General features: G+C 66.0%; 19 protein-coding genes. 9 read left to right on the top strand and 10 right to left on the bottom strand.

The annotated features are described in order from the left end of the window. The 3 genes from thiM to ACTOXK_RS10980 form a co-directional block, all read left to right on the top strand. The coding region (thiM, locus tag ACTOXK_RS10990; protein WP_482279933.1) for a hydroxyethylthiazole kinase at nt 1-783 on the top strand (783 nt) is incomplete at its 5' end. 51 nt (nt 784-834) lie between these two features. Then, nucleotides 835-1,134 carry an MTH1187 family thiamine-binding protein gene (locus tag ACTOXK_RS10985; RefSeq protein WP_482276862.1) on the top strand — a complete coding sequence of 100 codons (300 nt, stop codon included), beginning with the start codon at nt 835-837 and terminating at the stop codon, nt 1,132-1,134. A 111-nt stretch (nt 1,135-1,245) separates the two neighbouring features. Continuing rightward, entirely contained in the window at nt 1,246-2,064 is an 819-nt protein-coding gene (locus ACTOXK_RS10980; protein WP_482276863.1) for an ATP-binding protein, read from the top strand. Nucleotides 2,065-2,206: 142 nt separating this feature from the next. On the opposite strand, the gene ACTOXK_RS10975 is transcribed toward ACTOXK_RS10980, so the two are convergent. Next, nucleotides 2,207-2,698, bottom strand: a complete 492-nt coding sequence (locus tag ACTOXK_RS10975) for a very short patch repair endonuclease (RefSeq protein ID WP_482276864.1) — start codon at nt 2,696-2,698, stop codon at nt 2,207-2,209. Nucleotides 2,699-2,905: 207 nt separating this feature from the next. Here ACTOXK_RS10975 and ACTOXK_RS10970 point away from each other — a divergent pair, with 207 nt between their 5' ends. From ACTOXK_RS10970 to ACTOXK_RS10960, 3 genes are all read left to right on the top strand, one after another. Next, nucleotides 2,906-3,631 (top strand): B3/B4 domain-containing protein, encoded by a 726-nt coding sequence (locus tag ACTOXK_RS10970; RefSeq protein WP_482276865.1) that lies wholly within the window; start codon nt 2,906-2,908, stop codon nt 3,629-3,631. A gap of 66 nt (nt 3,632-3,697) precedes the next feature. Then, a complete protein-coding gene (locus ACTOXK_RS10965; protein WP_482276866.1) occupies nt 3,698-4,219 on the top strand; it encodes a pyridoxamine 5'-phosphate oxidase family protein in 522 nt (173 codons plus the stop codon). 177 nt (nt 4,220-4,396) lie between these two features. Next, nucleotides 4,397-5,194: a M15 family metallopeptidase gene (locus ACTOXK_RS10960; RefSeq protein ID WP_482276882.1), complete on the top strand. Its 798-nt coding sequence runs from the start codon at nt 4,397-4,399 to the stop codon at nt 5,192-5,194. A 10-nt stretch (nt 5,195-5,204) separates the two neighbouring features. Here ACTOXK_RS10960 and nrfD read toward each other — a convergent pair whose 3' ends face one another. From nrfD to ACTOXK_RS10940, 4 genes are read right to left on the bottom strand one after another with little or no spacing between them, the layout of a single operon-like run. Next, the gene (nrfD, locus tag ACTOXK_RS10955) at nt 5,205-6,104 is read right to left on the bottom strand and encodes an NrfD/PsrC family molybdoenzyme membrane anchor subunit (RefSeq protein ID WP_482276868.1); all 900 of its coding nucleotides are present in this window, start codon (nt 6,102-6,104) and stop codon (nt 5,205-5,207) included. Nucleotides 6,105-6,109: 5 nt separating this feature from the next. Next, on the bottom strand, nt 6,110-6,649 hold the full coding sequence (locus ACTOXK_RS10950; RefSeq protein WP_482276869.1) for a 4Fe-4S dicluster domain-containing protein: 540 nt from the start codon (nt 6,647-6,649) through the stop codon (nt 6,110-6,112). After that, a complete protein-coding gene (locus ACTOXK_RS10945; RefSeq protein ID WP_482276870.1) occupies nt 6,649-8,811 on the bottom strand; it encodes a molybdopterin-containing oxidoreductase family protein in 2,163 nt (720 codons plus the stop codon). Before ACTOXK_RS10945 ends, ACTOXK_RS10950 begins: the two co-directional genes overlap by 1 nt. A 60-nt stretch (nt 8,812-8,871) precedes the next feature. Continuing rightward, nucleotides 8,872-9,615 carry a 4Fe-4S dicluster domain-containing protein gene (locus ACTOXK_RS10940; protein ID WP_482276871.1) on the bottom strand — a complete coding sequence of 248 codons (744 nt, stop codon included), beginning with the start codon at nt 9,613-9,615 and terminating at the stop codon, nt 8,872-8,874. A 302-nt stretch (nt 9,616-9,917) separates the two neighbouring features. Here ACTOXK_RS10940 and ACTOXK_RS10935 point away from each other — a divergent pair, with 302 nt between their 5' ends. Next, the gene (locus ACTOXK_RS10935; RefSeq protein WP_482276872.1) at nt 9,918-12,077 is read left to right on the top strand and encodes an aldehyde ferredoxin oxidoreductase; all 2,160 of its coding nucleotides are present in this window, start codon (nt 9,918-9,920) and stop codon (nt 12,075-12,077) included. Nucleotides 12,078-12,827: 750 nt separating this feature from the next. Here the strand turns inward: ACTOXK_RS10935 and ACTOXK_RS10930 are convergent. Then, on the bottom strand, nt 12,828-13,901 hold the full coding sequence (locus ACTOXK_RS10930; protein WP_482276873.1) for a hypothetical protein: 1,074 nt from the start codon (nt 13,899-13,901) through the stop codon (nt 12,828-12,830). Between the two features lie 109 nt (nt 13,902-14,010). Next, nucleotides 14,011-14,604, bottom strand: a complete 594-nt coding sequence (locus tag ACTOXK_RS10925; RefSeq protein WP_482276874.1) for an iron-sulfur cluster assembly scaffold protein — start codon at nt 14,602-14,604, stop codon at nt 14,011-14,013. 225 nt (nt 14,605-14,829) lie between these two features. Here ACTOXK_RS10925 and ACTOXK_RS10920 point away from each other — a divergent pair, with 225 nt between their 5' ends. Continuing rightward, complete coding sequence (locus ACTOXK_RS10920) at nt 14,830-16,605, top strand: helix-turn-helix transcriptional regulator (RefSeq protein WP_482276875.1); 1,776 nt, start codon at nt 14,830-14,832, stop codon at nt 16,603-16,605. Nucleotides 16,606-16,703: 98 nt separating this feature from the next. Next, a complete protein-coding gene (locus tag ACTOXK_RS10915) occupies nt 16,704-16,904 on the top strand; it encodes a hypothetical protein (protein WP_482276876.1) in 201 nt (66 codons plus the stop codon). Nucleotides 16,905-17,036: 132 nt separating this feature from the next. On the opposite strand, the gene ACTOXK_RS10910 is transcribed toward ACTOXK_RS10915, so the two are convergent. From ACTOXK_RS10910 to ACTOXK_RS10900, 3 genes are all read right to left on the bottom strand, one after another. After that, nucleotides 17,037-18,218, bottom strand: coding sequence for a pyridoxal phosphate-dependent aminotransferase (locus ACTOXK_RS10910; protein WP_482276877.1), 1,182 nt, complete (start codon nt 18,216-18,218; stop codon nt 17,037-17,039). Between the two features lie 54 nt (nt 18,219-18,272). Next, nucleotides 18,273-19,664 (bottom strand): hypothetical protein, encoded by a 1,392-nt coding sequence (locus ACTOXK_RS10905; RefSeq protein ID WP_482276878.1) that lies wholly within the window; start codon nt 19,662-19,664, stop codon nt 18,273-18,275. Nucleotides 19,665-20,203: 539 nt separating this feature from the next. Further along, a complete protein-coding gene (locus tag ACTOXK_RS10900) occupies nt 20,204-21,553 on the bottom strand; it encodes an MFS transporter (protein ID WP_482276879.1) in 1,350 nt (449 codons plus the stop codon). Nucleotides 21,554-21,870: the final 317 nt, after the last annotated feature.

The following is a 21,870-nucleotide window of genomic DNA, read 5'->3' as shown; positions in this document are numbered from 1 at the left end:
GCCCCTTCCATCACCAACACCGTCACCCAGAGCTTCGTGGCCAACGCGCAGCTGGCCGTCGGCGGGTCGGCCGCCATGGTGTACCTGCCCGACGAGGGCGAGCAGGTGGCATCCATGGGCGGGGCGGTATACCTGAACCTGGGCACGCTGCTGCCCGTCTACGAGCAGACCATTCCCCGCACGGCCCGGGCCTGCGACGTCGCAGGCACGCCCTGGGTGCTCGACCCCGTGGGGCTCGGCATCGGCCAGCTGCGCACCGAGCTGTTGCAGGCCGTGCGCGCCACGCCGCCGGCCATCGTGCGCGGCAACGCCTCGGAGATCATCGGGCTGGCGAAGCTGTGGGGGCTCGGCGGCGGGGCGGCGCCCGAGGGAGAGACGCCGGGCGAGGGCCCGCGCGGAGTGGACACCACCGACGAGGTAGATGCCGCCCGCGCTGCTGGCGTGGCCTTGGCCCGCTTCATCGGCGGGGCCGTGGCCGTGTCGGGCCCCGCGGATCTGGTAACCGACGGGGCCATGGTGGTGCGCGCCGCGGGCGGCTCACCGCTTCTGTGCGCCGTCACGGGCTCGGGCTGCTCCCTTGGCGGTGTGGCGGCGGTGTACGCCTGCGTGACCGACCCCTTCACGGCGGCCCTTACGGCCACGGCCCTCTACAACCTCGCTGGGGCCCGTGCTGCCGAGCATTGCGCAGGCCCGGGCAGCTTCCAGGTCGCCTTTCTCGATGAGCTGCACCGCGCCACCCCCGAAGATGTCGCGGCCGCGCCCCTTGTCTTCGAGACCGCCTAGCGCCCCCACTTCCCATCGGCGCCCCACCGGGGTCGCGAGAAAGGACTGCCTATGAACACCCTGGTTGCCGTGGCCATCGCCCCCTTCGGCGTGGGCGACGAGCTGGCCCCCTATGTGGCCGAGGCCATCCGCATCATCCGCGATTCGGGCCTGCCGCACCGCACGACCTCCATGTTCACCGAAATAGAAGGGCCCTGGGACGAGGTAATGGCCGTGGTGCGCGATGCCACCTTCGCCCTAACCGAACAGGGCATCCGCACCGAGGTCATCCTGAAGGCGGACGTGCGCCCCGGTCACTGCGGCACTCTGCACCGCAAGGTGGAGGCCGTCGAAGCGCTGCTTGCCGAGTAGGTGCCCCACAGCCCCTTCACAACTTTGCACCTTCTCCGTGGAGGGTCTTGCGCATTCCCTTTCAGTGGGTATGATGCCTTCCCGAACATCACCCGAAGCGAAAGGTTCTTCATGCTGCGCAAGATTATCCAGATCGACGAAGAGAAGTGCATCGGCTGCCGCCTGTGCGTGGATGCCTGCCACGAGGGCGCCATCGCCATGGTGGACGGCAAGGCCCGCCTGCTGCGCGACGACTACTGCGACGGCCTCGGCGATTGTCTGCCAGCCTGCCCCACCGATGCCATCACCTTCGTAGAACGGGAAGCGGCCCCCTATGACGAGGCCGCCGTGGCGGCTCACCTGGCCGCCCGCGCCGCCGCGGGCCACGCTCCCGCACCCACGGGCGGGTGTCCCGGCGCAGCAGCCCGCACCCTTGCCGCCGACGCGGCGCCGGCCGGCGGGTGCCCCGGTTCCCGCAGCCGTTCCCTGACCGACACGGCGCCGGTCTCCGACCGTGCCGCAACCGTCGCCGAGACCCCCGCTGCCGGCAGCACCGACGCCCTCTCCGCCGTGGCCGCCGCCCTGCCGAGCCGCCTGGCCCAGTGGCCGGCCCAGATCAAACTCGTGCCCGTGCAGGCCCCCTATTACCAGGGCCGAGGCCTGCTCATTGCCGCCGACTGCACCGCCTTCGCCTGCGCCAGCTTCCACGAGCGCTTCATGGCCGGCAACGTCACCATCATTGGCTGCCCGAAGCTGGACGAGGGCTCCTACACCGACAAGCTGGCCGCCATCATCGCCGCCAACGACATTACCTCGGTCACCATCGCCCGCATGGAGGTGCCCTGCTGCGGCGGTCTCGAGCGCGCCGCCGCCGAGGCCCACGCCCGCGCCGGCAAGGACATCCCCTTCCAGGTGGTCACGTTCTCCGTCACCGGCGACGTCATCGCCTAGGAGCGCCGCCGGCCCAAGCCGGGAAGCGACCCGCCGGACGACCCGAGAACTCAGCTCGGCCGTCATCATCGCCCAAGGGGCGCCCTGACGCAAACGGGGGCAGTCTTACCCGGTAAGACTGCCCCCGTTCAGATCGTCCCCGTTAAGCGTCCTCTTCCTCAGGAAACGCCTCCTCATAGGGCGGGTCGTTCTCGCGGCGCACGAATTCGTAGAGGAGTTGCCAGGTGGCCGGCAGCTCCTTTTTCTTCAGCTGATGCTCCCACAGCACGAGCACGTCCCAGCCCTGCTCGGCCAGGGCGGCCAGGTTGCGCTCGTCGCGCTCCCGGTTGCGGGCGAACTTCTCTTCCCAGTACTCGACGTTCTTCTTGGGCACCGACAGGTTGCACACGGCGCACCGATGCCAGAAACAGCCCATAATGAAAATGGCTTTTTTGCGGCCCACGAAGGCCACGTCGGGACGACCCGGAGCCTTCTTCCAATCGCAACGGTAGCCGGTGAAGCCCATGGCGCGCAGCATCTGGCGCACCTTGATCTCGGGCTTTGTATCCCGTCGCTTGTTTCCCTGCATCGATTTGCGCGTGGCCAGGCTCACCACGCCGAAATCGTAGCGGCTCTTCTCCGGTGAAATTGTCATCGTCGGTTCCATTGGCGCCATTATACCCTTCTCCCACCGCTGGGCTTGCGGTATAGTACCGAGCGACATAGCCTGCCGCCGGGTAGGCACGAGCACTCGCCGCGTGCGCATCGTTAGGCCTTTGAAGATGCGCACTCCGGGAGTGCTTTTTTATTGGCTGGCGGAAGGAGGGTCAACCCCCGCCCCTTCCACAACGAGAGGAGCATCATGAAATCGTTCGTGGCCGAGGAATCCTTCTGGGACCTGTTCCCCGAGGCCCGTATCGGCATCGTCGTGGCCCACGGCATGCAGCCGACCGACGCGGTGTCGCCCGAGCACGTCCAGGCCATCGCCCGGGCCCTGGCCGCGGCCAACGAGGCGGCCGATCAGCACCTGGAGAGCAACACCATCTCCCAGAACGAGGTGGTGGCCGTGTGGCGCGAGGCCTACCAGCAGTTCAAGACGAAGAAGGGCGCCCGCTGCTCCATCGAGAACCTGCTCAAGCGCGTGCTGAAGGACAACCCCGTGGGCTCTATCACGCCGTCGGTGGACATCTACAACACCGTGTCGCTGAAGTACGCTCTGCCCGTGGGCGGCGAGGACATCGACTGCTTCGACGGCGATATCCGTCTGGGCATCACCGAGGGCGGCGACGCCTTCCTGCCCCTGGGCGACGAGGAGGACGCCCCCACCCTGGAAGGGGAGCTGTGCTACCGCGACAACGCCGGCGCCATCTGCCGCTGCTGGAACTGGCGCGACGGCCAGCGCACGGCGCTGACCGACGATTCGGCGAAGGCCTTCCTCATCATCGAGTCGGTGGACCCGGCCCGTGCCGACGACCTGCGCGCCGCCACCGACGAGCTGGCGGCCCTCGTGGAAGAGCACCTCGGCGCCACCATCTTTGCCAAGGAGATCATCACCCGCGACAGGCCCACCATGGTCATCGACGAGTAGCACGGGAGCGCAGACACGGCGCCCATGCTATGATGCCGCCAACGAGCCGAAAGAGAGGAGCTTCCCATGTTTCCCGAAATGCGCCGCAAAAAACAGCAGCTGCCCGCCGAGGAGTGCGCCGCCATCCTGCACGAGGGCATCTGGGGCGCCCTCGCCACCGCCGGCACCCATGGCTTTCCCTACGCCGTGCCCCTGAGCTACGCCTACGATGGCACCCCGGCCCCCGACGGAAGCGCTCCGGCCGGCCGCCTCTTCCTCCATTGCGCCACCGCGGGCCACAAGCTGGACGCCCTGGCCAAGAACCCCCGCGTGGGCTTCACGGTTGTAGGGACAAGTACGGTGGTTCCCGAGAAGCTCACCAACGCCTACGGAAGCGTCATCCTGCGCGGCCGAGCCCGACCGCCCCGGGACGAGGAGGAGAAGCTCGAGGCCCTATGGGCCCTCGGGCGCAAGTACAGCCCCGGGCTCGACGACTTCGTCGCCGAGGAGATCGAGAAGACGGCCCATCGCACGGCAGTCATCGTCGTCGACATCGAGGCCGTCACCGGCAAAGAGGGCCTCGAGCTGACCCGCCAGCGCCCTCGGTAGGAGCCTCCGCGGGGAGCCAGGGCGCCTCCATCCCCTTGGGGGGCGCCCCCTCCGCTTACATTCCCGTAAGGCTTGCGCCTTTCCGCTGCCGCCGCCCCGCGCACCCTTGCCCACAGGCTATGATGGGCCCATCGCAATCATCGGCACATCGGAACAGGGAAGGAGTCCGCCGTGGGAATGCTGCCCGATCGGCTGAGCCGCCGCGAGTTCGCCATCCTGGCCGGCGGCGCCGCTGCCGTCCTCGTGGTCGGCGGCGGCCTCGCCCACGGCAGCCATTCCCCTTCAGAGCCGCACCCCTTCCCCGGTCTGCTCGCCCACGGCACTGAGCCGGTCAACGCACCGGCGGGGAGCGGCGACGGCGACGTCCCCCTCACCCTGGAAGAGCTGCCCTGGAACCTGCGCCTCGTCAACGGCGCGCACCCCCTGCCCGAGGGCTTCGAGCCGCCCGAGCGCTGTGACATCCCCGGCACCGACGGGCTCACCATAGACCGGCGCGTCCTCGACGACCTCATGGCCCTCCTCGACGGCGCGACCGCCGCCGGCGTGCGCCCCGAGGTATGCTCGGCCTACCGCAGCCACAGCTACCAGGAGCGGCTGTTCGCTGCCCGCGTGCAGCGGGCCGAGCAAGAGGAGGGCCTGACCGGGACCGATGCCGAAGAGGCCGCCTCCTTCTGGGTCGCCCGCCCCGGGGCGAGCGAGCACGAGGCCGCCTTCGCCGTCGACCTCGTAGATGCCTCCTACCAGGAGTTAGACGAAGCCCAGGAAACCACCGACACCCAGCGCTGGCTCATCGACCACTGCGCCGAGTACGGCTTCATCCTGCGCTACCCCACCGACAAGAGCGCCGTCACCGGCATCGGTTACGAGCCGTGGCACTACCGCTACGTCGGCAAAGAGGCCGCCAGCGCCATTACCGCCAGCGGCCTCTGTTTGGAAGAGTGGCTCGATCAATACCTCAGCCAAGGCAACGGGTAGAGGAGAGCCCCTACAACATCCAGGGTTGCACGATGGTGATGGGCAGGGCCGCGCTCACGATCATGAGGCGCAGGACGAAGCCGCCGATGAGCACGCCGGCGTCGGACAGGGCGCTCACCATCTGGCCCGTGCGGGACGTCTCCAGCTCGTGGGAGGCGATCCACAGCATCCAGCATTCCAACACCGTGGGCAGCACGAGACCCATCACCACGAACAGCAGCCAGAAGCACACGGCCCAGCGGCCCGCGATTAGCGCCATGACGCTCTCCCAACCCGCCGAGCTCGGGTTCGCCGCTGTCACGAACAGGAGCGCCGCCACGAGCACGAGTTCCACCACGGGCAGCCAGAAGTGGAACTTCTTCAGCACCACCACGGCGTTGAACTCATCGGGCGCGGCGAACACGCCGGCCAACAGCACGGCCGCCATGCCCGTGGACACTGCGGACACGAGGAACAGAATGGGCAGCAGCGCCGTGTTCCACAGGGGGAAGCCCTGGCACACGCCGAGCAGGCAGCCGGTGTAGACGGCCACGCACAGGCCGAGCACCATACCAGCAATGTCAAGCCACTCGGGTACGGCCCGCTTCAGCAAATCCAGTACGAGCACGATGAGGGCCACGATGACGAAGGCGGCCAGGAACACCACGCCCCAGGTCATCACTGAGCCGAAGTTGGTGAGCAGCAGCGCGAATCGGAGTGGATGGGCGAAACCGGCGGCCGCATCGAACATGAGCAGGCACAGGCCGATAATCACCACGGTCGGGGCGATGATGCGGCCGATACGCATGAGCCGGGCACAGGCAGGATGGCGGAAGCGGATGAACACCGCCGTCACGAAGGCTCCGCCGCCCAAGCCGGCGAGGAAGAGATACCACGCGATGATGGATCCCCAAATAGGTTCGTAGGTCATCTCAATCACCTCACGTAATAGACTTTGGCGCGGGTCAGGTCGCCGGCGATGGGCTTGGCGCCCTTCTCGACAATGGCACGGGACACCTCAGAATCGGGATCGTCCAAATCACCGAAGACGCGCGCGTGGGTGGGACAGGCGTCCACGCAGGTGCAGGAGGCGGCCCCCTTTTCAGCGTGGGCCGCGCAGAAGCGGCACTTGTCCACAGCACCAGTGCGGCTGTTGCGCACGCGCACCTGATAGGGGCAGGCGCTCATGCAGTACAGGCAGCCGATGCAGCGGCCCTGGTCCACGGCCACGATGCCGTCGGCGCCCACATGGGCCGCGCCCGTGGGGCATACGCTGGCACAGGGAGCGTCGTCGCAGTGCATGCACTGGAGCGGCACTGTTTCCACCCGTGCCCGGGGATAGGTGCCAGTCTCGGCCCGCTCGTAACGGATGAAGTCCTCGTCGGGATCCAGGTTGTTCTGCCTCTGACAGGCCGTGCGGCAGGCGTAGCAGCCGACGCACTTAGTCGTATCGATGAGCATTCCGTAGCGTGTCATCATGCACCTGCCTTCCGCACGGTGACCATGGTCTCCTGCAGAAGCGGTGCACCGTAGCCCCTCTCAAGGGCGAACGGCACGAAGCGCGCCTGGCGGATGCCCAAGCCATCGGCTTGCCGTTGCTCGTCGTCCTCCACGCCGTAGTGGCTCGCCAGGTACAGGGCCGTCGGCTCGATGAGCTCGGTCACATGCACCCGCGCCGGCGCGGAAGCGTACTCGTTTTCGATAACCACCTTGTCGCCCTCGGCGATGCCGGCCGCCTCGGCCGCGGCGGCATTCACCCACAGCCCGTCGAGCCCGTACTGCTCGGCGATGGCGGCCAGGGGCGCGCCGTTGGCGGTCTTGGTTGTCGCCTGGGACGCCTGGTTGCCCGTGGTGAGACGGTAGTAGCCGAATCCCAGGGCATCGGGGGTCACGGTCGGCTCCACCCAGGTGGGGGTGGCGCTGTAGCCGGCCGCCTCGCAGGCGGCGCTCGCGCACTCCACCTTCCCCGAGGCCGTGGGCCACACCAGGTTCTCGGCCGTCAAGGGAGTCAGCGAACTCGTGCCCACGGTGGCGGCGCCGGCGTAGGTGCACCCGCAGGCCTCGCACATCTCGGCGGCCGCATCGGCCACGGAGAAGTTGAAGGCATCGGCCACATCGGCCCCCTGGGCCAGGCCGCTCACGATCTCGGCCACGGAACGGGCCTCAGGTACCACGGGCTCGATTACCGCCGATGACAGATTCAGCACCGGGTGCACGGCACCGGTCACGGTGGGCAGCTGGGCGCTCTCGGACCACAGCTTCTCGGGCAGCACGAACTGACAGCACCGAGCCGTTTCCGTCATCTCGGGCGTCACGGCCACCGACAGCGTGCAGCGCTCCAGAGCCTCGCGCACGTAATCGGGGTCAGGGTACTCGGCCGCCACGTTGGCGTCCACGAGCAGCAACCCTCGGATGGCCCCCTCGTGGGCGAGGCGCAGCGCCTGGGGCGCCGAGCCGTCCCAAGCCAGGGGGTAGGCCTCGGCCGTGACGTCCACGGCCTCCACGGGCAGTGGCGAGACGGACAGGTCGGCCCAGGCCGCCACGGGAGCGGCCAGGTAGGCGCCCCCGGGCACATTCCAGCAGCCGAGCAGCGTGTTCACGAGGGCCGCGGCCCGGGCCAACTCGCCGGTGTTGCCGTAGGATCCGCCGAACAGCGCCATCCACGACAGGTCGATGCAGGCCGCCGGGGCCGCCTGGGCCAGATCGATGGTCAGCGTCTCGATGGCATCGGCTCCCAGGCCGCATACCTCGGCCGCCCAAGCCGGGGTATAGTCGGACAGTGCCGCTCGCCACTGGTCCAGATCGGCCAGGGGCGCCTCGGCGCCCAGGCCGCGCTCCAGCAGCCCCCGGGCCACAGCCAGCACCAGGGCCAGCTCCGTGCCGGGACGCACCGGCAGCCACTCAGTGGCCAGGCTGCCTGAAGCGGCTAGGCGGGAGTCCACCATGACGATCTGGGCCCCTGCGGCCCGCGCCTCCTCCAAAGCCGCCACGACTCCGGGACTCGGCACTTCGACGGTGCTCGCTCCCAGGATGACCACCATGTTAGCTCGGGCGTAATCGACCTCATAGGCAGTGAAGCCCGTGGCCTGGGCCAGGCCCGAGGCCACCGAGACCGACGCGGCGGTGGCGCTCTCATAGACATTCGGGCTGCCAAGGGCGCTCATGAGCCGGCGGACGTACCACTGGGCCGTGGAGGCGCCGTCGGTAATGGCGGCCAGGGCCGACCCGCCGGCGTCCTGCCGTATATCGGCGAGGGTGCGGCCGATCTGGCCGAGGGCCTCGTCCCACGAGACCGCCTCGAAGCGACCGTCCTCGGTGCGCCGCAGGGGGCTTTCCACCCGATCGGCCGAGGCAGCTGCCGTCGCCATGCCGAAACCGCGGGCGCACAGGGTGCCGGCAGCGTGGGGATCGGCGGCGTTCCCCACCACTTTGTCGATGCTCCCATCGACCACGTAGGCGGCATAGCCGCACTGGTTGGGACAGACGGTGCACTGGGTGTTCACCACGTCGGCCGCGTAGGCCTTCTCGGTGGTCGATCCCGCGGCGCAGCCCGCGAGCGTCGCGCCCGACGCCGCCAGAGCGGCCCCCGCGACACCGGCGGCTACAAAGCCCCGCCTGGTTATGACCTTTGCTGACATTGCTCTATCCTCTCTTATGATAAGCGAAGGGACCCACAGGTTCCGCGAACCGGGGTCACCCTAGGCTTCCACGAGGGTCGTCGTAGAGACAACGCCCCCATCGATGGCCTTCTGCGCGATATCTTCCCAATCGATGAACTTGATGGCGCCGTTGGGACACTGCTCGGCGCAGCGGCCGCAGGAGACGCACTTGGTAGAGGTGCCGGTCTGGGCATTCACCTGGGGCATGCCCCACGGGCAGGCGGCCGAGCACATGCCGCAACCGATGCAGGCCGCCTCGTCCACCACGCGCGCCCCCGTTTCCGCATCGGCGGAAATGGCATGCACGGGGCAGTACTTGGCGCACTGGGGATCGGCGCACTGTTTGCAGGACTGCACGGTGAACTGGCAGGAGCCGAAGATACCGTCGTTGGTATCTACGCCGGCACCGAAGTTGTAGTTGTCCCACACGCGCACCCGGGCGATGGACTGCTGGGCGGCCCCGTCGTTTTTCAGGGTGCACATCATCTCGCAACGCTGGCATCCAGAGCAGCGGGCGCGATCGGTCACGATCATCTTCGCAGGCGTGGTGCGCAGTTCGATGCGGCCCGAGGCGATGGACTGGGTGGTCACGCCCCAGGAGGCCAGCACGCCGCCGACCACGAGGCCGGCCACGCCGCAGCCGGTCATGGCCAACACGGTGCGCCGCGTGAAGAAGGGCTGCTTCTTGTCGGCCGGAACAGCCTCGGCACCGACAGCGGCAGGAGTGGCCGCAGCGGGAGGCTGCTCGGTGGCCACAGTTTCAGTTTTCTGGGTGTCTGACATTTGAACTCCCCCTTGGAACGAAAGCAAGTCTTAGAGAGAACCCAAGATCGCGACGCCACGCAACAAGGGGCATCATAGTCATGGATGAAGAGTTTGTGTGCCCTCTTTGGGGGGAATTGCCCAATGCTTGCCTTTCCCTTGAGTTCCCGTCGCCGCCCCGTTGCCCGCCCGTTGAAAACTATCCCCTCATTGAGGGTACGGTTTTCCCCTCGCTCATATATATACTGATCAGCGACGATTACTCCAGATCGCGCCGATGGACCCACGCAACATGAGTACACGAAGAGATTTGGAGCTTCATCATGGCTGATTCAAAATTGGATCCCACCAAGTCCTATGGCTGGACCGGCAAGATCCTCCGCGTCAACCTGACCGACGGAACCATCTCGGTAACCCCGACCGACCCCTACAAGGCGTACCTGGGCGGCATGGGCATTGCCAATAAGATTATGTACGACGAGGTGCCCGCCGGCACCGATCCCCTTTCTCCTGAGAACAAGGTGGTCTTCGCCGTGGGCCCCCTCACGGCCACCGGCGTGCCCCTGGCCGGGCGCACCACCATCGCGTCCCTTTCCACCTACACCAAAGACCACCAGGTGGTAGACGCCCACACCGGCGGCATGATCGGCGCTGCCATCAAGAAGGCCGGCTGGGATGCCATCATCATCGAGGGAGCCTCTGACGTGCCCGTCTATCTGAAGATCGATGACGACGACGTGGAAATCAAGCCCGCCGACAAGTACTGGGGCCTGGGCACCCGCGCCACCACCGAGGCGCTCTCGCGCCGCGAGGGCACCGACTTCTGCGTGGCCACCATCGGACCGGCCGGCGAGAACCTCCTGCCCTACGCCTGCATCATCAACTCCCGCAACCATTCCGCCGGCGCCGGCACCGCTTCGGTGCTCGGCTCCAAGAAGCTGAAGGCCCTCGTGGTGCGCGGAACCCAGCCGATATATGTGGCCGATCCGCAGGCCGTGGCCGATCTGTCCGACTACATGCTGCGCGAGATCGTCGGCTCCAACAACAACCACGTGGTACCCTCCACCCAGCAGGAATGGGCCGAATACTTCGACAAGGGCAGCCGCTGGACGGCCCAGAAGGGCCTCACCTGGGCGCTAGCCGAGGGCGGTCCCATCGAGACCGGCGAGCCGAAGCCCGGCGAGATCAACACCGTGGGCTACCGCTGCATGAAGTCCTTCAAGGACGAGGGTCCCGAGGCCGAGAAGTACACCATCAAGATGGACGGCTGCCACAGCTGCCCCATCCATTGCTACTCCGACATGCGCGTGCCGGCCAGCGCCGCGAACGGCGGCTACGAGATCACCGGCAACACCTGCGTGCCGAACTTCCCCTTCACCAACTACATGATCGGCATCCTGGGCGACAAGACGCCGGTGAAGGCCGCCAGCGAAGACGCTCTCATCTGGGACCAGGTGACCGGCTCGGTCATGGATGATCTGGGGCTGTGGTGCAATTACGGCCAAATTTACCGCGACATCGCCCACTGCTATGCCAGCGGCGTCTTCGAGCGCGTGCTGCCGGCCGAGGAGTACGCCGCCTTCGACTGGACCAAGTTCCAAAACAACGACCCCTCCATCATGGCCGAGCTGCTGACGAAGATCGCCAAGAACGATTCGGAGCTGGCCTATGTGGGCTACGGGCCTCTCGTGTGGACCGACCGCTGGGATGACGCCGTATGGAACGACACCGTGGCCTCCTGCATCATCAACCCCCGCGGCTGGCCGGTGCACCACGCCCACGAGTGCTTCGGCCAGGTGGGCCTTCTGTACAACATGGTGTTCAACCGCGACGACATGATCCACTCCGCCGTGAACTTCCAGGGGTGCGGCCTGCCCTTCGAGCTGAAGCAGCAGATCGCCGCCGAGGTATGGGGCGACGCGAGCGCCATCGATCCTGACAAGAACTACACCCCCATGAACGAGTACAAGGCGAACTTCGCCTGGTGGAGCGTGGTCACCGACGTGCTGCACGACTCGCTCACCCTGTGCAACTGGGTGTGGCCCATGACCATGAGCCCCACGGCCGCCCGCGACTACCGCGGCGACTTGGATCTGGAGGCCAAGTTCATGAAGGCCGTCACCGGCGAGGACGTGACCACCGAGGATCTGTACAAGATGGGCGGCAAGATCACCACCCTGCAGCGCGCCAACACCGCTCGCGGCATGACCGATGCCACAGGCAAGATGGGCACCAACGACTTCCGCGCCGTGCACGACGTGGTAACCGAGTGGCCCTTCACCCAGGATCCCGATATCCCCGTGTTCACCGAAGGCACCATCAAGATGGACAAGGACGATTTCCAGACCGGCCTGACCATGATGTACGAGTGCTTCGGCTGGGATCCCGAGCTGGGCTGTCCCACGGCCGAGTGCCTGGATTACTACGACATGCCCGACGTGAAGGAAGACCTGGCCGCCCTGGGCCTGCTCCCCGACGCCTAGGTTTTTTCTCTGCCCTTACCCCTACCCGCTTCCCCTCCTCCCCTCAAACCGGAAGACCCTGCAACCTGAAGGCGAACCGCACCCCAAATCTTGAGCGAAGAAACGAAAGCCCAGACTTGGCGGTGCGGTTCAGCTCAGAGCCGCGGGGCCTTCCTCGCTGACGTTGTGCTCGCCTCCTCACAAGAGCCGCGTCTCCCCTCGTTGGCGCCATACGCTCTCCTCGCAGAAACCGCGCCCTCCTTCCCCATTGGCGTTACGCCTCTTTTCTCACAGGAGCCGCCCCCTTCCTTATAGGCACTGCATCTCTCCTTATAGGCGCTGCATCCTTCCCTATAAGCACTGCATTCCTCTTCCTCAGGTGCGCCCCACCCCCTACGCCACCCTTCTGGCATTACCGTCAAGAATGAGGGGTTTGGTACCACAAAAGTTCATCCGAGAAACAATCGACCTGGGATTTTACAATCCACAAGTACCCAATCCCCCATTTTTGGCATACCAAACCCACCAATTCTGCCGCCTAAGCACCGCCAGTGGGCGAGATCCACGGGGCAAGACCCCGACCCATACCTGAACCGCCCCCCTTCTTGGGCAAGAGAAGCGGGGGGCAGCTTCTGGCATTTCAGCCGTCGCCGGGGAGCTGGGAGGTGCCTCAACCACCAAACAGCCCTTTTCCGACAGAAACTTCCTTGCGAGTGTCGGAAACGGGCTGCCTGGTACTTGGCCTGACCCCAGAAGGGAAGACGGCGGCTTTTAGACGTTACGGCCGCGCTCGACGGCATCCCATTCGGCGAGGGCCTTGGCGCGGCGGGGGCTGAGAAAGCGCGTGGAATAGAAGTACACGTCGCCGTTCGACGCCTCGATGCGCTCGATATCGTTGGCACGGCCCTGGGCCCGCGCCTCGGCGAAGGCGGCCTCCACCGCCGCAGCGTCCATACAGAAGGGCTCGTTGGCCAGCGACGAGACCGCCATGGGCCGCGGATAGACCGACGACTCCTCGCGCGCACATTCCACGAAGGTCGCGACGGGGTCGTCCTCGGCCGCCAGAAAGGCCCAGCGGGCGTAGGCATCGGTCATGGCGGCGCTGTCATACAGGTAGTAGCTCTCACGCCCCATGAGCAGACGGATACCCGTGCAATCGCAAGCCGTCTCGGATGGAGCAACCCGACGCACCGATTCGCTCTCGCGGCTCCCCTCAGTCGGAGGTGCCGGGCATTCCGATTCGCTCAGACAGTCCTCGCTTTGGGGAACAGCCCGCTGGGCTGTTCCCGTCGCTGCGGAACTCGCTCGGTCGGAACACCCGGCACCTCCTCTGCGCTCTTCCGCTATCGAGGCCTCGGGCTCCTCCTTTACCGGGGAGTCCTTGCGCTTGAACGGGGAAGCGCCCACAGCACGGCCGTTGGAGGACGAGAAAGGGGATTTCACGTGCTTGTTGACCGGTCGCGAAGGGGCGGCGCTCGCAGAATGAGCGTCGCCTGTGTCCTGCGCAGGCATCAGCGCACCGGCTTCCACCAGGCGGTCGTAGACGGCCATCTCCACATCCTCCGCCGTCATGCTCGGCGGCACGAGGCCGGAGGCCTCCCAATCGCAGGGCTGCGACAGGCGGCTCGCGCGCGTGGCGCGGCGCACCGCATCGAACACGGCGGCCAGGGCCTCCTCGCGCACTTCGTCGGGATCGGTCGGCACCTCCACGTCCTCGCCGTCGACCGCAGTGACGGCAGCGGCCAGGGCCTCGCCGTGGGGCAGGTCCGCGGACACGTCCCCGCCGGCCGCCTGGGCCTCGGCCAGGGCGACGACTGCCGCCCGAATCTCATCTTCCTCGCGCACAGCGCTCACCTCCCGCTGGGACACCCCTACCGGGTAAAGCTGTCCCAGACTGTCCCGTTTCCGAAACGTGGAACAGCCTTACCCGGTAGGGGTGTCCCACTTCGAGCCCTTAGTCGTCCAGCGATGCCATCAGCAGGTCGTTGCGGGTATCGCGCAGAGAGCAATGCTCGCACATCAGGCAATCCACCCCGTAGGGGTCGCAGGGCACCATCGCGTCCAGCCCCTCAAGGCCGGCCCCTTCCCGCACGAGGAAATCGCCCACCAGGGCCCGCACCGCTTCCACGGAAAATGCCAGCGTGTTCGCCTTGCCCGCGGGCACGCCGCCCACGGCCGCGCGCACCTCGTCGACCGTAAGCGCCAGCGCCTCCTGGAGGGTACGCCCCTCGACGAGCGCGCATGTCGCGCTGGCACAGCCGGTCATGGCCAAACAGCCCCGCGTCTTGAACCCCGCCGCCTCAATGACGCGCGTGGTCGGGTTCACGCGGGCGAACAGGCGGAACGCCACCTCTCCGCGCTTCGATTTGCCCACCATGGCCTGGGCGTTGGCCCCTTCGGGCCGACCGCCGTTGCGGTAGTCGGCCACAATGGACAGCAGCTGCTCAGAGTAGCCGGCCACTTCGTCCATCGACTCGGTCTGATAGGCGTCGGCCGTGCGCAGCAGCACGCGGGTCGGCGGTTCATGGTAGATGTCTCGCTCGCTCATAAGGCGACCTCCTTCTCACAACGCAACGGAAGGCCCGCAGTCGCGCGTCCCGGCCCTTCCTGGAGTTTATGCCAGCCTACCATGACCTTTTCGCGCAGATTCCCCTCTTTCAGGCGATGTCATTTTGCAGATACGTAACAAGATGGAACCAGCGGCAGAAACCGCCGCGCAAGCATTATCATGGAGTCAACAGGTCATTATTTTCAGGAGGAGAAGGGGGGAATCGTGGGCGCGGTGCTCGCCGGCCTTGTCAGCCGCTTCAAGACGTTCTGGCCCATGCTCACCGGCATGGTATGCGCCCGCACGGCGCTCATCGTGGCCTGCTACGGCAGCTACGCCTCCACTGATGACGGCATCTTCACCGACGGCGCCATGCTCGTCACCTGCGTTCTGTTCGGCCTCGCCCTGCTCGTGCTCATCCGATCCCACCAGGTGCTCAGCGATACCACGGTCCAATGGGCCTTCATCGCCAGCACCATGGGAGCTGCGGCCGCCTCCATGGCCCTTTCGGTCTTGGACGACACCGATCCCGCCCTTGCCTCCACCGCCTTCGTTCTCAGCGTGCTCAGCACCATCGCGCTGTCCCTGTGCATGTTCTACTGGCTGCGCTGCCTGCGCGGCACCGACGAGATCACTGCGGCGCTGTTCGTCTTCGGAGCATTCATCGCGAGCGAGGCGCTCGTTTACGCCCTGTCGTTTCTGCCAGTGCGCGGCCAGAACATCATCGGGGCAGCGCTCATCCTTGCCCAGCTCGCCCTGCTGGGGCCGGCCGCCCTGCGCGACGGACTGGCCGTCGAGCGGCTGCACCGCCGGGCCCGTACCTTCTTCACCTTCGCCCGCAGCCATATCCAGGACACGCGGTTTCTCGTGGCCTGCACTGCCGGCATGGGGCTCCTCAGCTTCGTGGACGGCTTTCTGCGCGGCTACCCCGACGGCCTGCCCATTCCCTTCACTCCGGCCACGCGCCTGGCCTACGCCGCCTGCGCCATCGCCCTGTGCGCCCTGCTCGCCATCCTCGTCGTGCGCCGCCGCGAGCGCGTCATGACCGTGGGTATCTTCCTTGTCATGGAAAGCCTCGCCGCCGGCTCCCTGGTCCTGTTCGGCGCCTTTCCCTTCCAGTGGGAAATAGGCGCGGTGCTGGTGAACACCTTGAACGTGATAATCTGCGCCTACTGCTGGTACGTCATCATCGCGTTCACCAGCTTCGGCGACCGCGATCCCTACTACTACGCCATGGGCGGCTGGATCGTCTGCTTCGGCTCGCGATCGGTGGCCCGTATGGCCCTGCACTTCGTCTATCCCCTCACCGGCAACGATCTGCTCATCACCGCGCTCTTGGGCGCCCTTATCCTACTGTCGGCCCAGGTGGTGCTCGTGCAGTTCTTGCTGGCCGAGCATCGCGAGGCCGCCACCCAAGCCGAGGAACGCGAGGCTCGGGCGGAGGCCGACCTGCAACGGGCGCAGCAGAACGTCGATCGCACCCAGGAAGCCCTTGCAGCGGCCGAAGAGGCCCTCGGCGCCGTCACGCGCAATGCCGCCGAGCACGAGGCGGCCCGGGTGGCCGAGGCCGTGGCTGCCGTGCAGAAGGCAGCATTCGAAGCAGTGACGGCGGCTCAGGCCCAGCGCTGCATCCGCTGCACCGACGGATGCTCACCCGGAAACCCCCGCGCCGCTGCCGGCACAGATAGCCCCGCGCCCGCAGCAGACCCAGACGCCGCCTCCTCCGCCCCGCTTCCTTCGGCAGCCGCCTCCGATGCCGACGGCATCATCAGCGCGTCGCTGCGCAAGCGCGTCCGCGCCATGGGCGAGCAGTTCCTCCTATCCGACCGGGAGGTGGATGTGCTCACCCTGTACGCGCTGGGGTACACCCAGAAGAAGGTGGCCGAAGCGCTCTACATCACCCCCGCCACCGCCCACAGCCACATCAAGCGCATTTACAGCAAGTGCGGCCTGCACTCTCGCCAGGAGATTCTGGAATATCTCACCACCTGGGGCTCTTAAGGGCATCGCCCGTTGCACGGGGCCCGCTTCAGCCGTATGATGCGAACGGCGCGTCGAACATGCCGTGCCCTGCCCCGTCCATCGAAAGCGAGCCTCCCATGAACACACCGCGCAAAGTCCCTGGACATGCCGCCCTCTACCTGCGCTGGCTCGGCATCCTCTGCGCCGTTATGGCCGCCTTCTGCGCCGGCGTCTTCCTCATCGGCTACCAGGGCCCCACCTTCGGGCGCGTCGCCACCTTCGTCGCCCTCTGCGTGGCGAGCCCCGTCCTCCTCTGGCTCTCCCGGCGGCTCCGCTAGCCTCCCCCAGAACCGCCGAGCGCGGCCCTCTCCTTGCGGGAGCCGCGCTCGCTGTCTTTCGGCGGCCGCCCCGTTCCCTCCGGCAGTCGCGCCCGTTGTTTTCGACGCCCCGCCTCCGGGGCGTAGCAATCCCTAGGCTTCGTAGCTCTGCTTCAGGGCGGCGAACGCCGGCATCGAGCGCTCGATGACGTCGCGGGCGATGCAGTAGGACAGGCGCACCCAGCCGCCCACGCCGAAGCTGTCCGAGGGCACGATGAGCAGCTCGAACTGCTTCGCGCGCTCCGAGAAGGCGGCCGCATCGGGCTCCAGTGCCCGCACCCACAGGTAGAAGGCCCCGTCGGGCTCCACGTACTCGTAGCCGAGAGCGGCAAGCCCCTCGGTCAGCAGGCGCCGGTTCTCGGCGTAGGCCGCCACATCCGAGGGCTCGTTCACGCAGCGGGCGGCCACCCGCTGGAGCATGACCGGGGCGCACACATAGCCCAGGGCCCGGCCGGCGCCGGCCACGGCCACGGCCACCTCATCGCCGTCCTCGGCCGTATCAGACACGTACACCCACCCGATGCGCTCGCCCGGCAGCGACAGCGATTTGGAATAGGAGTAGCACACGATGGTGCGCTCGTACACCGACGGCACCCAGGGCACGCAGGCCCCGTAGGTGATCTCGCGGTAGGGCTCGTCGCTGATGAGGTACAGGGGCCGGCCCAGCTCCGCCTCTTTCTCCCGCAGCAGAGCGGCCAGAGCCTCCAGGCTCTCTCGCGTGTACACGGCGCCGACGGGGTTGTTCGGCGTGTTGATGATAATCGCGCTCGTCTTGGGCCCGATAGCCGCCCGCAGCGCCTCGATGTCCGGCTGGAAGCTCGGCTGGGCGGCCGGTACCTCCACAATGGCGCAGCCGGCCGCCTCGATCCATGTGCGGTACTCGGGAAAATAGGGGGAGATCACGACGACCTCGTCCCCCGGCTCGGTCACGGCGGCGATGGAGCAGGCCAGGGCCGCCGCCGCGCCGGCCGTCAGGTACACATGGGCCGCCGTGGCCGGCACGCCATAGCGCTCGGCGATGGCCGCGGCGATAGCCTCGCGCACCTCGGGCAGGCCCGCAGCCGGCGAGTAGGCGTGCAGTGCCACCGGATCGCCCTCCAAAAGTTCCAGCAGCGTGTCCCGCACCAGGGCCGGCGCCGGCACCGAGGGGTTGCCGATGGAGAAGTCGAACACGTTCTCCGCCCCAATCTCGGCCTTGCGGGCAAGCCCGTAGGCGAACAGCTCGCGAATGGCACTCGGCTCGTCGCCGAGCCCGTACATCTTCTCGTTAATCATGGCGCTTCCTTTCCCTCTGCACGGCATCCGCAACGGCCCTTCCGCGCTTTCCCCTCAGGATACTACAACGGCCCCGCTCCCCAGCGTCGCCTCCGCCGAGTCGACCACCGCGGCCCCCAGCTGGACGATCTTGCCCTGCAAGTCGGGGTGCGCCCGGAAGACGAAGGCTCTCCCCTCCTGCTCGCGCACCAGATAGCCCTCCCGCTCCAGACCGAGGAAGTCGGCCCGCGCCGTGCCGTAGGCGATGCGGAAGGTGCGCTGGTGCGGCGCGATGCGCAAAATGGCCCCCGGCTCGCGGCAGAGCGCCGCCAGAATGGACTTCTGCCGCGGGTTGATATGGGACTCGAAGATGCGCTCGATCTGCTCGTTGAGCTGCTCCAAGTAGGTGATGGACACCGCCAGGCGCTCCAACTCCCGCAGGTACAGGCGCAGATTCAGCTCGAAATAGGGGGTGAAGTCGAAGCCGAAGCCGTAATCGGTGGACCAGTGCTCGAACACCGCCTGGTGGCGGCGGGCGTCCACCGGTGCATCGGGCAGGCTCGGATCGAAGCCCTCGGGCAACCAGCTGAGCACCGGCAGGCCCCACTTCAGGGCCAGAATGTTCCGCAGCAGCAGACCCACCAGCACGTTCAACCGCGGCAGTACGTTGAAGTAGCGGAAGAACCAGGTGATGTTGATGATACGCAGCACGGGGCCGAAGCGCATGTCGTCGCCCACCTCCCGGGCCCGGGTGCAGACGAGGTCCATGAGCACCTGGGACTGCGGCGGGGGCAGCTGCGGATCCAGCGGCGCCAGCACGCGCTCGGGCAGCTCATCCACATCCACCCCCTCGACCAGCCCGTAGTAGAGATTCTCGATGAGCCCGTGGGTCACCTCGCGGCGAGCCAAATTGTCGCACTCGCTGGAAAGCCAGAAGTAGTTGGCGATGAGCTGATCGACCGAGTTGGCCGGAGCAGCACCGGTGAACAATTCATGCACGCGATCTTCATCGGCCACGATGCCCTCAGCGAGCAGGCCGCCCACCAGGGTGCGCTCGATGAACCGAGTGACGAAGGGCGAGCCTTGCATCTCGCGCAGAGAGCGCTCGAGGGACGAATCCACCTTCGACCGCACCTCCAGCATCTCGGAATTGAATGAGAGCGAGCTCGTGGTGACCATCCACATATCAGCCTCGCGCTCGGGATCTTCGGGAATGTAGACCGCCGCCTGCTTGCGGATAGAGAAGAGGATGCGCCAAATATCCTCCTTGGAGTATCCGGCGGGCAGCTCGAAGCGATCCAGATCGTCGAACAGCAGAATGCCCACATCCACCGCCGTGCGCAGCTCGTAGAACACCGGATGGCTCATGAACGCCACCACATCGTCGACGGCCAACTGCGGGCGCTCGGCGGCGTTCTCCGCAGCCGCCCCGCCCCTCGCCTCTCTGTCGTTCGCTCCTCGAACCATGGAAACCCCCTCGGGATAGCCGCAGCCCTTTGCTTGCGTCATGGCCCATAATATCAAAGTCCACTGATGCTATGAGCAATTATTGACAAAGTAGCTATTAAATTCTGCTTCTATTGCTATCAATTTTTATCTTAGCTACTACTATTTTCTATCTAACTTATTATTAGAAATTTAGATATTGATAGTAAAGCCAAAGGGCCGTATAGTTAAGCCATCGAAAGCACCGAATCCAAGGAGGCCCACCATGAGCGACTGGCCCGTCATCATCCGTTAACATCCGGGCGTTAACCGCCCCGAACATCCTGCGGTCGCCCTACCCGCAGGCCCTCTGAGGTAAGAACCCCGCTGCAGCCCTCATTTCGGCAGCGGGGTTTCTTGCATATGGGCAGCAGCCGCCCCCAAACGCCTCTCGCCCGCGCCACTCCCTCTCCTCACGGGCCCCCACGCAAAGGGACCCCGCATTGCGAGGCCCCCTGCCAGCCATCCAATCTCGAACAACCACGGTGCCGCAAGCATTCCCGCCAACGGCACCGAAAAGCCTACTTCACGTCATCCAGCTTCTTGCCGGAATGATCGTGGGTCATGAACATGGCCACGAGCGCGATGACCGCGATGACCACCATGTACCACGCCGGCGCGATGGCATTGCCCGTGATGTCGATCAACCAGAAGGAGATGAACGACGCCGAGCCGCCGAAGATGGCGTTGGCCAAGTTAAAGGACAGCGCGAAGCCGGAGTAGCGCACGTCGGTGGGGAACGTCTCGGTCAGATAACTCGCCAGCGTGCCGTCGTTGATGGTGAGGATGAGGCACATCACCAGCTCGACCAGCAAGATCACCCAGAAGTTCATCGTGCCGAGCAGCATGAAGGCGGGCACCGTGAACACGATGAAGCCCACGCAGGCGCCGATGAGCATCTTCTTGCGGCCGAAACGGTCGGAGATGCGGCCCGACAGGAAGATGAAGCCGATGTAGACAATGAGCACGATGGTGGTGATGGTAGATGCATCACCGGGGTTGTACTCGAGCACCGTCTCCAGGTAGTTCGGCAGGTAGGTGAGCACCGCGTAGAAGCCCACGGCGTTCAGCACGCAGGCGCCGAACGAGATGACGAGCACGCGGAAGTGCTTCTTGAACAGCGTGCGGATAGGATGCTCCACCTTCTCGCCCATCTCTTTCATGCGATCCTGCATCTGGGCATATACCGGAGAATCCTCCAGGTGGGTACGGATGTAGTGGGTGATGTAGCCCAAAGGCAGCGCCAGCCAGAACGGGATGCGCCAGCCCCAGTCCACCACGAAAGCCGAATCGGCGCCCCACATGTTGAACATGAAGGTGGCCAGAAGCGAGCCCACGAGCAGGCCCGTGGCCGTAGAGGCCGGCACCATGGAGCAGTAGAAGCCGCGATGGTTGTGCGGCGCGTACTCGGCGATGAAGGTCGCCGCGCCGGCGTACTCGCCCGCAGCCGAGAACGACTGCACCATGCGCAGCAGCAGGAGCAGCAGCGGGGCACCAATGCCGATCATGGCATAGCCGGGCAAACAGCCGATGAGGAAGGTGGCGCCGCTCATCATGAGGATGGACACTGACAGCGCCCACTTGCGACCCTTCTTGTCGCCCATGTTGCCCCAGAAGATTGCGCCGATAGGACGCACGAGGAACGAGAGGGCGAACACGGCGAAGGTGCTCATCACGCCTACGAAACGATCCTCGGAGGGGAAGAACACCAGCGCGATAACGGTGGCCAGGTAGGAATAGCTCGCATAATCGAACCACTCGATGAAGTTACCGAGGAAGGAAGACCCCGTCACCTTGCGCAAAACGGCGTGCTTCTCCGCCTCGGTAGCCTCGGCGTAGGTGGTGCTCTTCACGGGAGTTGCGTTACTCATGGGAATCACCCGCCCCTTCGGGTGTCAAATAGAAAGCGGTCATGGCTTCTCCTTTCAATAATGCCCTGACTTAGCTTTATACCTTACCACATCAGGCCTTTTGTGCAGTTGAGAAAATCTAATTACTCAGGTGCACAATTTTTGAAGGCCCTAACAAAAAAAGGAACCCGCCGAAGCGGGTTCCTTGCAAACGCTCTCGCGCAGAGGTGGTGCGCAGCTTACTTCCACATCTCGGGGCGCACGAGGGTGGGATCCTCGACGCGGTTCGGGAAGTAGTCGAGGCACTCGCCCTCGCGGTAGACGTCGGCGGTGGAGCA

This window comes from Adlercreutzia sp. (assembly GCF_056795635.1).
Note: the sequence above shows the minus strand (reverse complement) of the source record. Positions and strands in the feature narration are given on the sequence as shown.

What these genes read in the sequence shown, in the direction of transcription:
- ACTOXK_RS10950 (WP_482276869.1), bottom strand. Translation starts at nt 6,649, where the DNA reads ATGACACGCTACGGAATGCTCATCGATACGACTAAGTGCGTCGGCTGC.
- ACTOXK_RS10935 (WP_482276872.1), top strand. Translation starts at nt 9,918, where the DNA reads ATGGCTGATTCAAAATTGGATCCCACCAAGTCCTATGGCTGGACCGGC.
- ACTOXK_RS10925 (WP_482276874.1), bottom strand. Translation starts at nt 14,604, where the DNA reads ATGAGCGAGCGAGACATCTACCATGAACCGCCGACCCGCGTGCTGCTG.
- ACTOXK_RS10915 (WP_482276876.1), top strand. Translation starts at nt 16,704, where the DNA reads ATGAACACACCGCGCAAAGTCCCTGGACATGCCGCCCTCTACCTGCGC.
- ACTOXK_RS10960 (WP_482276882.1), top strand. Translation starts at nt 4,397, where the DNA reads ATGCTGCCCGATCGGCTGAGCCGCCGCGAGTTCGCCATCCTGGCCGGC.
- ACTOXK_RS10900 (WP_482276879.1), bottom strand. Translation starts at nt 21,553, where the DNA reads ATGAGTAACGCAACTCCCGTGAAGAGCACCACCTACGCCGAGGCTACC.
- ACTOXK_RS10970 (WP_482276865.1), top strand. Translation starts at nt 2,906, where the DNA reads ATGAAATCGTTCGTGGCCGAGGAATCCTTCTGGGACCTGTTCCCCGAG.
- ACTOXK_RS10945 (WP_482276870.1), bottom strand. Translation starts at nt 8,811, where the DNA reads ATGTCAGCAAAGGTCATAACCAGGCGGGGCTTTGTAGCCGCCGGTGTC.
- ACTOXK_RS10905 (WP_482276878.1), bottom strand. Translation starts at nt 19,664, where the DNA reads ATGGTTCGAGGAGCGAACGACAGAGAGGCGAGGGGCGGGGCGGCTGCG.
- nrfD (WP_482276868.1), bottom strand. Translation starts at nt 6,104, where the DNA reads ATGACCTACGAACCTATTTGGGGATCCATCATCGCGTGGTATCTCTTC.
- ACTOXK_RS10980 (WP_482276863.1), top strand. Translation starts at nt 1,246, where the DNA reads ATGCTGCGCAAGATTATCCAGATCGACGAAGAGAAGTGCATCGGCTGC.
- ACTOXK_RS10975 (WP_482276864.1), bottom strand. Translation starts at nt 2,698, where the DNA reads ATGACAATTTCACCGGAGAAGAGCCGCTACGATTTCGGCGTGGTGAGC.
- ACTOXK_RS10910 (WP_482276877.1), bottom strand. Translation starts at nt 18,218, where the DNA reads ATGATTAACGAGAAGATGTACGGGCTCGGCGACGAGCCGAGTGCCATT.
- ACTOXK_RS10985 (WP_482276862.1), top strand. Translation starts at nt 835, where the DNA reads ATGAACACCCTGGTTGCCGTGGCCATCGCCCCCTTCGGCGTGGGCGAC.
- ACTOXK_RS10940 (WP_482276871.1), bottom strand. Translation starts at nt 9,615, where the DNA reads ATGTCAGACACCCAGAAAACTGAAACTGTGGCCACCGAGCAGCCTCCC.
- ACTOXK_RS10965 (WP_482276866.1), top strand. Translation starts at nt 3,698, where the DNA reads ATGTTTCCCGAAATGCGCCGCAAAAAACAGCAGCTGCCCGCCGAGGAG.